The organism is Chroococcidiopsis sp. (assembly GCF_051657925.1).
Lineage (GTDB): Bacteria > Cyanobacteriota > Cyanobacteriia > Cyanobacteriales > Chroococcidiopsidaceae > Chroococcidiopsis.
In genome coordinates, this window is record NZ_JBOFLP010000219.1 from 1 (window position 1) to 12,894 (window position 12,894).

Here is a 12,894-nt window from a genome sequence, read left to right on the forward strand (position 1 = left end):
CGGCGATCGCTGACTGCGTGCGTCGGTTTGGTGGGGTGGTGGAAATGACCCGCAGCGACCATCAAACAGGTACGGATCGAGTCGCAGAAGTCGCAGAACGATATCCTGAAATGACGGCGATCGCTAACGTCCAAGGCGATCAACCCTTCGTCACCGCAGATATGCTGACTCAGCTCGTCACTCCCTACTTGCAAGGAGAGTCACCCGATATGACGACCCTAGCCTGTCCGCTGCATGAAGAGAGCTACAACGATCCCAACGCCGTAAAAGTCTTGTGCGATCGCCGCGATCGGGCGCTCTATTTCTCCCGTTCTCCCATTCCTTACTATCGCAACGCGGGTTCTGCGCCAGTATTTCACCACCTCGGACTCTACGCTTTTAGCCGCAATTTTCTTGCCAAATACGCTCAGTTGACTCCGACACCGCTAGAACACTGCGAAGGGTTAGAACAGTTGCGCGTACTCGAACACGGTTATTCGATCGTCGTTTGTCAAACTCAAAAAGCCGTGCTGGAAATCAACACACCGAGCGATCTGCTACAAGCGCAAGCCTTAATTGCTCAAAGCACCGTTAAAGAAGTCAAAAGTCAAAAGTTAAAAGTCAAAAGTTAAAAGTCAAAACACACTCCTCACTCCTCACTCCTCACTCCTCCCTGCTCCCTACTCACTCCTCGCTCCTCCCTGCTCCCTACTCACTTAATAGGAAAATAACCATGCGCGTTATCGTTTGGGGTTTAGGTTATGTCGGTACAGTTGTTGCTGCTTGCTTGGCGCAAGCCGGACATGATGTCATAGGTGTAGAACTCAACCCAGAAAAGGTAAAAGTCTTTAACAGCGGGCGCAGTCCGTTAAAAGAACCCGATCTCGATGAATTAATTCAGCAAGGAATCGCTCAAGGACGGTTGCGTGCTGTAACGGATGGCGAACAATACGTCGCTGAAGCTGATGCTTCTCTCATCTGCGTTGGTACGCCTAGCATGGCTGATGGTAGTCCAATGCTCAACTATATAAAAGGAGTTGCCCAACAGATCGGTAGCGGGTTGAAGCATTCACAACGCTATCACGTTGTCGTTCTCCGCAGCACGGTTTTTCCTGGCGTGACCCGCGATTTTCTCCTACCATTGCTAGAACAGCATTCGCTGCGTTCTGCTGGCGAGGACTTTGGTTTAGTAGTAAATCCAGAATTTCTGCGCGAGACTGAAGCAGTCAAGGATTTTCACGCGCCTCCTTATACCGTAATTGGTGAATTAGACAAACGATCGGGTGATGCGATCGCTCAACTCTATAGCAATATCCAGGCTCCTTTGCATCGCGTGGCATTAGAGGAAGCGGAATTGTTGAAGGTAGTTAACAATACATTTCACGCCCTCAAGATCGGGTTTAGTAATGAAATTGGTCGGATTTGCGATCGCCTGGGAATAGATAGTCACGTCCTGATGCAGCTCGTTTGTGCCGATACTAAGCTCAACATCTCCCCTGCCTATCTCAAGCCTGGATTTGCTTTTGGTGGCTCTTGTTTACCAAAAGACTTGCGCTCTCTCATTTTCAACGCTCGGCAGTTGGGGGTTGAAATCCCGATTCTAGACTCAGTACTACCTAGCAACACGTTGCAAATTGAAGCAGCTCGGATCAAAATTCACGAAACTGGTGCTAAGCATGTCGGTATCTTGGGTTTGAGTTTTAAAGCAGGTACAGACGATCTGCGCGAAAGTCCCGTCATTAGCCTCATCCGTCAGTTGTGGCAGGATGGCTTAGAAATATCGGTCTACGATCCAGACGTAAATCTAGAGGTGCTATTGGGTAGTAACTTAGAATACCTGCAACGCCAGCTACCGCAAATCGATCGCATTTTGCGCACGGATATCGATAGCGTGTTGAATGAATGCCAAACTCTAGTAATTACTCAAAAACGACCGGAATTCAGCAACATACAAGGACTCAAGAGTAGCGTTGCGGTTCTTGACTTGGTGCGGTTGAGCAGCGATGCCGTTACAGACTTGGCTAACTATGAAGGGATTTCTTGGCAGAAAAAACAGCCTGCTAAGAAAATCTTGCCATTTGCGGGCAGCGATCGCGCTAACAACAAAGACGTTGCTCCTATTGCTAGGTAGTAGGTTTTTGAAACAATAATCTCCGTTAACATCTGCAAAGATTGCAGATCCCCCCCACCCCCTTTTTAAGGGGGGCTTTGTTCCTTGCTGGTTGAGGAGACTTTGTTCTCCTTTTGAAAAATGGGGGCATTCGTTCCCCCCTTAAAAAGGGGGGCTAGGGGGGATCGAAAAGTATTGGTGCTTGAGAAGTCGTATATTGAGTAGTCAAAATGATTCAAACCCAAATTTCCAAAACTCTCTCCATTGGCGATGGCTGTCCTCTCACCTTAATTGGTGGTCCCTGCGTGATTGAGTCGGGGGACTTTACGCTGAAAATGGCAGAGGAAATTGCTAAAGTGTGCGATCGCTTGGGTGTTTCTTTTATCTTCAAGTCTTCCTTTGATAAAGCCAACCGCACCTCAATTAATTCTTTTCGCGGACAACCGATAGAATCTGGACTCAAAATTCTCCAACGGGTAAAAGAGGAAGTCGGAGTCCCAGTACTCACCGATATTCACGAAAGCCACCAAGCGGTGACTGTAGCAGAAGTCGTTGATGTTCTACAAATTCCTGCTTTTTTGTGTCGGCAAACCGATTTGCTTTTGGCAGCAGCAGCAACAGGCAAAGTTGTCAATATTAAAAAGGGTCAGTTTCTCGCACCTTGGGATATGAGGCAAGTCGTGCGCAAGTTAGAAGCAGGTGGAACCAAGCGCATTCTTTTAACCGAGCGCGGTACGAGTTTCGGCTACAACACTTTGGTAGTAGATTTTCGTTCTCTACCACAAATGCGATCGCTGGGGTATCCCGTAGTCTTTGATGCCACCCACAGCGTTCAAATGCCGGGGGGTCAAGGTGATAAATCTGGCGGACAGCGCCAATTTGTACCTTCCTTGGCAAGAGCCGCCGCCGCCATTGGAATTGATGCCTTATTTATGGAAATTCACGAAGATCCAGACAATGCACCAAGTGATGGTCCAAATATGATTCCTCTGGCTCAATTGGAAACCGTGTTGAGACAAATTGTCAGCATCCGTAACTGTTTAGAAGTAACTCCCGCTCTTGTTTAACATGACAACCATTTCTGAATTTGAACCCGAACTGCGATCGCACAGCAGCTTTCCAGGAGATTCGCACAATATTTCTGAAAGAAATGCGCGCTTGTCGCAAGTCAAATTGTTAGTTCTTGATGTTGATGGTGTCCTCACAGATGGGGGTCTTTACTACTCGGAAAGCGGTGAGGTTCAACAGCGATTTAACATCAAGGATGGTCAAGGATTAAAACGATTAATGTACTCTGGCGTAGAAGTTGCCATTATTACAGCTAAGTCTTTTTCATCCACCCTTCATCGCGCCAAAGATTTAGGAATTAATCACGCTTATCTGGGGATTAAAGATAAATTACCGACTCTAATTCATCTGTGTCAAAACTTAGACATATCTTTGTCTCAAGTGGCATATGTTGGTGATGACATTAACGATCTAGAAGTCATGCACGTTGTTGGCTGTCCTTTAACGGTAGCTGATGCCATGCGTGCCAATCAAGACTGCGCTCTTTACATCACTAAATTACCTGGAGGGCAAGGAGCGGTTCGCGAAATCTGCGATCTCATTGTTGCCCTCCAAACGGTGAAATAAATTCACTCGCATAGAAATAAAGTATGTCAACATCAAAAACAATTAAGCGGCTTGTCGTTTGTTTTGGTAGCATTCAACTCGTCACGGTTTTGTCAGTCATGAATTATCGAGAAAAGGCACGACAAGACCAGAATTTGCAGTACGAAAACTACCTGCTAATTACTCCTCTATTTGCTCCCCAAGGACAAAGTGAGGAATTTGCTGCTTTGATTGAAAAAATGGCTCAATCGATTTGCACTTGGGAAAAAGTTGCTTATATGCCCTTGGAGCAAAAACAAGCAATTTCCCAAAAAGTGAAGCAGTCTGGTTTATCTAAAGTGACTGACTTAGTTCATGCATTAACCGGGAGTCAGCATTTTGATGAAATCTTTCTGGCGCATGAATACGATTTTGAAGACCAGTTGGTGATGAATCTCTATCAAGATGCCGAAAAGATTTGCTACGGTAACGGCATTGGAGTTTACACGGCACAATCAGCTTTTCCTAAAGCTAATCTATTGAGAGATTCGCGTAATTATCTAGACTTTATCTATAGGTCGTCAAAGGAAAAAATCAGAGAATTTTTACCTCGAAAGCGATCGCTGAGCGAACAAAAGCTAGACATTGGTTATTTCTCTCTCCCATTTGCTTTTGGACAAGAACCTGCAATTCCAGTGGTTATTCTTGACAGGGATGTTTACCGAGAGACTTTTCAAAAGTTAAGTGCTAAGCTATCTGATTTCATAGATATTAGTTACATTGAAAACCTACGCGCTCAAATCCAAACTGCTCCCACATCAATTTTACTCACGAGTAATTTTTCTGAATCGGGCAGAATATCATCAGAGAGTGAAATTGCTGCTTATCGAGAGTTTTTAGTAACCAGAGGAATTTGCCCTGGCGAAGTTCTCTTAATTAAACCACATCCCAGAAACTCTAGAGAAAAATTACTGCAATTAAAGTCTAATCTTAGCGATCTTTATGCAGATGTAATTTTGCTAGCTGAAGACTTTTTGTTTTATCTTCCATTTGAATTAATTTTCATGGAAATTTTCTTAACCACAGAAGTATCAAATCTGCAAAATCCCAGAGTTTATACATTTAGCTCTGCTTGTTTAACGCTGGAATTTGTTTTGGATACACGTTGTACTCTGGGCTTCGGCAATGACATAGTACAACAATTCTTTTATCCCGATCATGTGGAAAGTAGAATCCAGCATGAAGCCGATCTACTATCTACAGTTCAGGGAATTAGAAACTTAAATCCTGTTCTAGTTTAACAAGACTCGAACGAACGTTATGACAAATCAGGGGAGGAATTAGATTAAATAACCTCAGCATTTCTTTCTACTAATCCATCGAAAAAGTAGAGCCACTCCACTTGGCGTAATTTGGAGGTTAGAAAATGTTCAGAAAACATCGCGATCGACATCAACAGTGGATAGACTTCGTATTTCTTAGCTCGATCACGAAGTTACTTCTAGTCTTGGTAACAATTTGGTTGATGCCTTTGAGTAGTAAAGTAAAAAGTGACACTCTCGTTTTTCTCAGTGATTTTGAATCAGGATTTTCTGAGTGGGGAACAGAACTTTGCTGTAACTATTCAGCTGAGATTGTGAATTCTCCTGCACGTGCAGGAAACCAAGCTATTAAGTTTACTCTGAAAAAAGAGGATGCTCGCCTATATGGTGTGAAGCGTGCCGAATTGAAACTTGGAGAAGTCCCAGCAGATTCAGAAATATGGTATGGTTTTAGTGTTTTCTTACCTTCTGATTACCAACAAGATCCATCTAGTGAAATCATCGCTCAATGGCACGATCTACCGGATAAAAACTTAGGTGAAACTTGGAAATCTCCAGCTCTTTCTCTCAGTACAAAAGATGGTAAATTCATTTTAAACAGAAAATGGGACTCAAAACGAGTTACAGTAGTTCCAGAAGGTAAAGAGGTGGTAGATTTAGGTCTTTACCAAACCGGAAAGTGGACAGACTTCGTGTTTCATGTTAAGTGGTCTAGTGGTTCAGATGGTCGATTGGAGGTGTGGCAAGATGGCAAATTAGTTGTGAGAAGAAATGGACCGAATAACTATAATGATGCGAGGGGACCATATCTCAAAATTGGAATATATAAGGGTGATTGGAAAAACCAGCCAGACAAATCGATCGTTAGCGAAAGAGAACTTTATTTTGATGAAGTTAGGGTTGGAGATGCTAACGCTAGATACGAAGATATTGCTCCGCGTGATTGAGTAGAAGATTACTCAGTAGCGAATCAAGAGTATTATTGAGATGGCTCACTTTCACGGGCTGCATCTACCATTCGATGAATTCATATTATTCAAACTAATATTGTTTGACTCGGCAAAGTTAAAAAGATATATTCAGTAAAATTTAAGCGTTGAAATTGAAGCATTAAATATGGGTGATGTCCAACTGGAAACACAGTCAATAAGCGTAAGGTGGGCATTACCCACCCTACTAATGATGAATTATCTAAAAGCTAACTTAATAAGCAATTTCCGACTCCCGACCCCCGTACGGGCGGGTTTATCCGCACAATTCTGGGTTGTTTCAGGGATATCCTGTAGAAACCCACCCGTACGACTCCCCAACTTCGCTCTTTTTCACCACAAACTCAAAAAAACTAAAATTCCTCATGACTTAATTCATCGGCGGGACATCGTGTTTACTCGGGGTGAACAACGCCCGCTGAAAATGGACATTCTTCACTCTAAAATCTTACCTGAAATGCCCATGCCTGGTCTGATATGGATACATGGTGGAGCGTGGATGGAAGGAAGTAAAGAGCAAGGAATCGAACTGTTACTTCCCTTTGCCCGCCAAGGGTATTTGTGCGCTAGTATCGAGTATCGCTTGAGCCATGAAGCAATTTTCCCAGCCCAAATTGAAGATTGTAAATGTGCAGTGCGTTTTTTGCGCGCTCATGCGAAAGAATTGCATCTAAATCGCGATCGCATTGGGGTCTGGGGTAGGTCGGCGGGTGGTCATTTAGCGGCGCTTTTGGGGACAACTGCTGGCGTTAAGGAATTGGAAGGCGAGGGGGGCTGGGAGAGTTTTTCTAGTCGCGTCCAAGCTGTGTGCGACTGGTTTGCTCCTACGGATTTCACCCGCATAAATGACTTTCCTCGGCAGATCTCTCATAGCGCAGCTGATGCTCCCGAAGCATTGCTGATCGGCGGAATTGTTGAAGAAAATCAGGAAAAAGCAATGCAGGCAAACCCGATCGCTTATGTCAATGAAGATGCTCCCCCTTTCGCGATTTTCCATGCAGATGATGACTTTATAGTGCCGCTCAATCAAAGTCAATTATTGTTTGAGGCGCTACAGCAGGCGGGGGTGGAGGTGTCATTAGAAATTGTGAAAGGCGGCGGACACGGGAAAAAATTTGATTCTCCCTTGCTACTGGCGCAGTTAGAAAACTTTTTTCATCGACATCTTTACTAAGTCTTCACTAAGTTCGAGCGTCAAAAACAATACAGTGTTTAGAGTGACGATCTGTTTGCGTATATTCAGTTGCAGAATTTTTGCTGAAAGGGCGTAATAATGTTGTTGATTTTACTGCTAGTGGGATTTTTACTGATAATTACGATCTTTGCGATCGCTCTAGTGTGGGACTACACTCGCGGTATATTTTCCTTTCACAATACTACGAGTGCTACCGCGATCGATGCATCTCCGAACGATCCCGAACAATACCCAGAACAATACGTATTGTCACAGCCGATCGAGCATCCAACCGCATGAACGATGTTTACTAGTGAGTCTGTTTATACGAATAATTATTTGACAATCGCAGTACTTTTCGTTATAAGTAAAATATACAATTTACTAGTTTACTTATCCCAGTGCATGGCATTGTGGGTTGTTAGAAACGACACCGAGAGTGCAGTTTAACAGTCCTAGTGAGTTAGAAGTATTGTTACTTTTCGGAAATGAGCTGCTCGGTCAGATAGTCAGATAATAGTTCCATCCTCAACACGACTCGAACAATTTTCAATATGAGCTGTATGAAGGCGCGAGATTTCGCGCCTTTTTTGCATATCTAAATTTCGCACAGGTCATGCGGGTGAATCAGCCTTTTAAACAGGCGAGTTGAACATTTAATTGTCGAAACAGCGCGATTGGGTAAATCAGTCGGAGCGCACTTGAATTTAATTGCGAATTGCGAATTGCTTTTGTCCTCTACAGAGAATTTCTACATGAACGTAGTTGATTTCCAAACAAACAAGTCACTGCCTTTAGTTAACGATCCGAATAAGACTGTCGTTGTCGGTGACAATAGCCTGACCATAGATGATGTCGTGAGCGTGGCACGGCATGGCGCAAAGGTGCGCTTGAGCGATCGCGAAGACGTTCTACAAGGCGTTCAGGCATCGTGCGACTACATTGCTGATGCAGTGGCATCGGGAGCGCCAATTTACGGCGTGACATCTGGTTTTGGTGGGATGGCGAATGTTGTAATCTCGCCGGAATCTGCTCAACTGTTGCAAAATAACTTGATTTGGTATCACAAGGCAGGCGCAGGACAAAAGTTGTCGAAACCAGATGTGCGGGCGGCGATGCTCTTGCGGGCTAATTCCCATATGTACGGTGCGTCAGCGATTCGGCTCGAATTGATCCGGCGCGTGGAAACTTTCCTGAATACCAATGTCACGCCACACGTACATGAATTTGGCTCGATTGGGGCAAGTGGCGATCTCACACCCTTGGCATACATCACTGGTGCAATTACTGGACTCGATACCTGTTATAAAGTTGACTTCAACGGGGAAGAAGTCGATGCTCCCACGGCTCTAAATCGACTGGGACTACAACCATTGCCACTCCTACCTAAAGAAGGGCTGGCGATGATGAACGGGACTTCGGTAATGACGGGGATTGCAGCAAATTGCGTTTACGACGCAAGAATCCTCCTCGCACTGTCAATGGGGGCGCACGCACTTGCGATTCAAGGCTTGCATGGCACGAATCAATCGTTCCACCCGTTTGTCCACGATCGCAAACCGCATCCTGGGCAAAAGTGGGCAGCTAGTCAAATGCTCGATCTTTTGGTGGGTTCGCTGTTAATCCGCGATGAGTTGAATGGTACGCATGACTATCGCGGTGGAGATCCGATCCAAGATCGTTATTCCCTGCGTTGCTTGCCCCAGTATATGGGACCCATCGTCGATGGTTTGGCGGAGATTACGACTCAAATCGAGCAAGAAATGAACTCGGTGACTGACAATCCCCTGATCGATGCCGAGCAACAAGCAAGCTACCACGGTGGCAACTTCCTCGGACAGTACGTAGGCATGGGAATGGATCGCCTGCGCTACCACATGGGGATGTTAGCCAAGCATCTCGATGTTCAAATTGCGCTTTTGGTCGCTCCAGAATTTAACCACGGACTGTCACCGTCTTTAGTTGGTAACAGAGAGCGCAGCGTCAATATGGGCTTGAAGGCACTGCAAATTACTGGCAACTCGATCATGCCAATACTATCGTTCTATGGCAACTCGATCGCCGATCGCTACCCCACCCACGCCGAACAATTCAACCAAAATATCAACAGCCAAGGATTTGCTTCCGCCAATTTAGCACGGCGATCGATCGAGATCTTCCAGCAATATATGGCAGTGGCGCTGATGTTTGGAGTGCAAGCTGTCGATTTGCGGACGCAGTTAATTGCAGACCATTACGACGCAAGCGAGTGCGTTTCACCTACAACCAGAGAGTTGTACCTAGCCGTGCGCGAGGTCGTTGGCGTTCCACCTTCAGCAGATCGTCCATACATCCGCAACGATAACGAGCAACCGCTAGACGATCATATTGCTCGCATTGCCGCTGATATTGCAGCTGGTGGTCGGATTGTGGCAGCAATGCAAAGTGTTTTGTCTAGTTTGAAGTAAGACCAATTGTCTTTTTGACTACGACAGAAGAGATCCCCCCTAGCCCACGGACACTTTACTCAAGTCGGGAAACCCGCCCACGTAAGCGTCCTCCCCTTAAAAAGGGGGGAATAAATGCCCCCTTTTTAAGGGGGTTGGGGGATCTCTTGTATAAAAGCTCTATAAGTATGCCAATGCCATGAACATCACACAGCACATAGAACGCGGTTGTCATTTATTTCCCGATAAACCTGCACTGATTTTTGAAGGCACGACTTTTACTTATGCTGAATTAGATCGGCTAGCGAATCGCGTTGCCAACGGGTTGCGAGATTTAGGCGTTCACCGTAGCGATCGCATTGCCTTGTTTTTGCCCAACATTCCCGAATTTATCATCTCCTATTTGGGCATTTTGAAACTGGGCGCGATCGCCGTTTCGCTCAATGCCATGCTCAAAAGCAGTGAAGTCAAGTTTATCCTCGACGACTGCGGTGCTAAGGCTGTGGTGACAACAGCAGATCTGGTGAAAAATGTTCCCCAAGAAGACTTACCACAGCTCAAACACGTTCTGATTGCCGAAGGTACAGCCACTGTGGGAACTAGCCTTGCCGAACTGATGGCAAATGCTTCACCCAGCGCCCGTGGCGTGGAAATGGATCGCTACGCTCCGGCGGCGATCGTCTATACTTCGGGAACGACTGGTTTTCCGAAGGGAGCTACCCTGTCTCATGGCAATTTAATTTCTAACAGCTACTCGCAACAGCATTGTTGTGGAATGCAGGCTGAGGATCGGATCTTACTTTATCTGCCGCTATTCCATTGTTTCGGGCAAAATGCCGTCCTGAATGCCGGACTCAATGCTTGTGCCACGCTAGTATTACACCGCAATTTCGATCTGACGCAAATCCTAAAATCTGTCACTGACGAACAAATTACCATGTTTTTCGGCGTGCCAACAGTTTTCTTGGTGCTGCTGAATATGGATCTGCCTAAAGACCAACTCAAATCCGTACGGTTTTACTTTTCCGCCGCCGCACCCCTCCCAACAGAAGTTGCTCAGAAGTGGTACGACAAGTACGGGTTGGTAATTCATCAAGGCTACGGTTTAACGGAAACATCTCCCTGCGCCAGCTACAACCACGACTATATCTATAAACCCGGATCGGTTGGGACGGCGATCGAAAATGTGGAAATGAAAGTCGTCAACAATGGTAAAGATGTAGAGCCAGGTGAGTTAGGCGAGATCGCGATTCGGGGTCCAAACGTCATGCTCGGTTATTGGAATCGTCCGTTTGAAACCGCCGAAGCGATTAAAAATGGTTGGTTTTACACTGGCGATATCGGACAGGTTGACGAAGACGGCTTCTTTTACATCGTCGATCGCTCTAAGGACATGATCAACGTGGCTGGGTTTAAAGTGTATCCCACGGAAGTCGAAAACGTCATCTACGAACATCCAGCAGTTGCCGAAGTTGCTGTCTATGGCGTACCCGATTTAGAAAAAAGTGAAATTGTCAAGGCTAACATCGTCCTGAAGCCGGATTGCAACGTGACTGAAAAACAAATGATTGCTTTCTGCGCTGAAAGAATGGCAGCTTACAAAATGCCAAAAGCGATTAAGTTTGTCGATTCCATTCCCAAAAACCCCACAGGCAAAGTGTTGAAGCGAGTTTTACGCGATGAAGCAGCCAACGAAGCCGCGCTGAAAAAAGGCAGTACTGCTGTAGGGGCGATCGCCAAACCAATTCCTTTAGTCGCTACAACATCAGCGCCTAGTAACGATACGAGCGGCGGCGGCGTACTCAAATCGTTGGGGAATATTTTCAAACGCCGAAATTGAGCGTCTACGCCGCAGAAGATCCCCCCAACCCCCCTTAAAAAGGGGGGCTTTGTTCTTTTCTGATTAAGTGGGGCATTCCTTCTAAGTCAGGGGCTTTGTTCTTTTCTGATTAAGTGGGGTATTCCTTCTAAGTCAGGGGCTTTGTTCTTTTCTGATTAAGTGGGGCATTCCTTCTAAGTCAGGGGGGCTTTGTTCCCCCCTTTTTAAGGGGGGCTAGGGGGGATCTCTTTTGCCGCAGTTGCATTCCATCGACGTGAAGCTGAGCAGTTTCTACAATTCCCATCTTTTCTTATGAGCCATTCTGCCCAAACAGTTAGATTAGACCAATCCAATTTAGAAGCAGACTATGTAGCACCCCAGAATTCTACCCAAACTCAACTTGTCGAGATCTGGGAACAGCTTTTAGAAATTACGCCCATCAGCATCAGAGACAATTTTTTTGAGATTGGGGGAGATTCGCTACTCGCCGTCCGTTTGTTTGCGCAAATCGAGCAAACATTTGGCAAAAGTCTTTCCCTATCTACCTTGCTCCAGTCTCCCACGGTGGAACAACTAGCAAGCGTTCTAGGTGAAACAACTTCACCATCTTGGTCTTCGCTTGTGCCAATTCAACCAAATGGCTCGAAACCACCCTTCTTTTGCGTTCATGGTAATGGCGCAAACGTGCTTGTGTTTAACGAATTAGCTAACCATTTGGGAACGGATCGACCTTTTTATGGATTGCAAGCACGCGGAGTCGATGGCAAAGAAGAAGCCCTAGATCGAATTGAAGATATGGCGGCTTTCTACATTCAAGAAATGCGTACCGTCCAGCCAGAAGGACCTTACTTTTTAGGCGGCTTTTCTTCTGGAGGTTTGGTGGCGTATGAGATCGCCCAGCAGTTGCACGCAGAAGGCGAGCAAGTCGCTTTTTTAGGCTTGTTTGATACCTTTGTACCTGGTAGTTTCCCACCAGTATCAATTCCAGAAAGGCTGGCGCGTCACTGGCGCAACCTTTTCCGACTGGGAGCCAAATATCCTTTAAAAATGCTCAGAAGTGCATGGCTGAGATTATACAACAAAAATGTTTGTCGACTATATCAATTATTCAGAATTAAGTGGCTGGACTGGCCCTACGAACGGAAAAGAAGATATATAGGAATTTGTATCAGGCGTGCAGTAAAAGCTTACGTACCGCAAGTATACCCAGGTCAGGTGACTTTGTTTCGCGCTAGCGAACCGCCGATGGGTTGGTACTACATGGGACGAGATTTTCCTACACCCGATGATTGGTACGACCGAGATCCGCAATACGGCTGGGGGAATCTCGTCGGAGAATTGGAAAGCCACGACGTTTCCGGTCATCACGGCTCTATGCTCAAAGAACCTCATGTCGCAGGCTTGACCGAGAAATTAAGAGCTAGCTTAGATACCGCATTAGACACAGCAGAATTGACTGGGAGTAATCATGTTAGTTGATGC

The 12,894-nt window shown here is 45.8% G+C and carries 11 protein-coding genes; all 11 read left to right on the plus strand.

The window, feature by feature from the left end:
* A partial coding sequence (locus ACRC32_RS17645; RefSeq protein WP_438555193.1) for a 3-deoxy-manno-octulosonate cytidylyltransferase occupies positions 1-611 on the plus strand: 611 nt, incomplete at its 5' end.
* Positions 612-712: 101 nt separating this feature from the next.
* On the plus strand, positions 713-2,110 hold the full coding sequence (locus ACRC32_RS17650) for a nucleotide sugar dehydrogenase (protein ID WP_438555194.1): 1,398 nt from the start codon (positions 713-715) through the stop codon (positions 2,108-2,110).
* 209 nt (positions 2,111-2,319) lie between these two features.
* Complete coding sequence (gene kdsA, locus ACRC32_RS17655) at positions 2,320-3,156, plus strand: 3-deoxy-8-phosphooctulonate synthase (RefSeq protein ID WP_438555195.1); 837 nt, start codon at positions 2,320-2,322, stop codon at positions 3,154-3,156.
* A 1-nt stretch (position 3,157) separates the two neighbouring features.
* Positions 3,158-3,724 (plus strand): KdsC family phosphatase, encoded by a 567-nt coding sequence (locus ACRC32_RS17660; RefSeq protein ID WP_438555196.1) that lies wholly within the window; start codon positions 3,158-3,160, stop codon positions 3,722-3,724.
* A gap of 23 nt (positions 3,725-3,747) precedes the next feature.
* Positions 3,748-4,983, plus strand: coding sequence for a polysialyltransferase family glycosyltransferase (locus ACRC32_RS17665; RefSeq protein WP_438555197.1), 1,236 nt, complete (start codon positions 3,748-3,750; stop codon positions 4,981-4,983).
* 125 nt (positions 4,984-5,108) lie between these two features.
* Positions 5,109-5,951 (plus strand): polysaccharide lyase, encoded by an 843-nt coding sequence (locus ACRC32_RS17670; protein ID WP_438555198.1) that lies wholly within the window; start codon positions 5,109-5,111, stop codon positions 5,949-5,951.
* 466 nt (positions 5,952-6,417) lie between these two features.
* Positions 6,418-7,167, plus strand: coding sequence for an alpha/beta hydrolase fold domain-containing protein (locus ACRC32_RS17675; RefSeq protein WP_438555199.1), 750 nt, complete (start codon positions 6,418-6,420; stop codon positions 7,165-7,167).
* Between the two features lie 99 nt (positions 7,168-7,266).
* A complete protein-coding gene (locus ACRC32_RS17680; RefSeq protein ID WP_438555200.1) occupies positions 7,267-7,467 on the plus strand; it encodes a hypothetical protein in 201 nt (66 codons plus the stop codon).
* A 455-nt stretch (positions 7,468-7,922) separates the two neighbouring features.
* Positions 7,923-9,614 (plus strand): HAL/PAL/TAL family ammonia-lyase, encoded by a 1,692-nt coding sequence (locus ACRC32_RS17685; RefSeq protein ID WP_438555201.1) that lies wholly within the window; start codon positions 7,923-7,925, stop codon positions 9,612-9,614.
* 178 nt (positions 9,615-9,792) lie between these two features.
* The gene (locus ACRC32_RS17690) at positions 9,793-11,433 is read left to right on the plus strand and encodes a class I adenylate-forming enzyme family protein (protein ID WP_438555202.1); all 1,641 of its coding nucleotides are present in this window, start codon (positions 9,793-9,795) and stop codon (positions 11,431-11,433) included.
* 291 nt (positions 11,434-11,724) lie between these two features.
* Positions 11,725-12,891 carry an alpha/beta fold hydrolase gene (locus ACRC32_RS17695; RefSeq protein WP_438555203.1) on the plus strand — a complete coding sequence of 389 codons (1,167 nt, stop codon included), beginning with the start codon at positions 11,725-11,727 and terminating at the stop codon, positions 12,889-12,891.
* Positions 12,892-12,894: the final 3 nt, after the last annotated feature.

Bases quoted from the DNA above. Each gene is read 5' to 3' on its own strand.
- ACRC32_RS17665 (WP_438555197.1), top strand. From the start codon at position 3,748: ATGTCAACATCAAAAACAATTAAGCGGCTTGTCGTTTGTTTTGGTAGC.
- ACRC32_RS17685 (WP_438555201.1), top strand. From the start codon at position 7,923: ATGAACGTAGTTGATTTCCAAACAAACAAGTCACTGCCTTTAGTTAAC.
- kdsA (WP_438555195.1), top strand. From the start codon at position 2,320: ATGATTCAAACCCAAATTTCCAAAACTCTCTCCATTGGCGATGGCTGT.
- ACRC32_RS17690 (WP_438555202.1), top strand. From the start codon at position 9,793: ATGAACATCACACAGCACATAGAACGCGGTTGTCATTTATTTCCCGAT.
- ACRC32_RS17680 (WP_438555200.1), top strand. From the start codon at position 7,267: ATGTTGTTGATTTTACTGCTAGTGGGATTTTTACTGATAATTACGATC.
- ACRC32_RS17650 (WP_438555194.1), top strand. From the start codon at position 713: ATGCGCGTTATCGTTTGGGGTTTAGGTTATGTCGGTACAGTTGTTGCT.
- ACRC32_RS17660 (WP_438555196.1), top strand. From the start codon at position 3,158: ATGACAACCATTTCTGAATTTGAACCCGAACTGCGATCGCACAGCAGC.
- ACRC32_RS17675 (WP_438555199.1), top strand. From the start codon at position 6,418: ATGGACATTCTTCACTCTAAAATCTTACCTGAAATGCCCATGCCTGGT.
- ACRC32_RS17695 (WP_438555203.1), top strand. From the start codon at position 11,725: ATGAGCCATTCTGCCCAAACAGTTAGATTAGACCAATCCAATTTAGAA.
- ACRC32_RS17670 (WP_438555198.1), top strand. From the start codon at position 5,109: ATGTTCAGAAAACATCGCGATCGACATCAACAGTGGATAGACTTCGTA.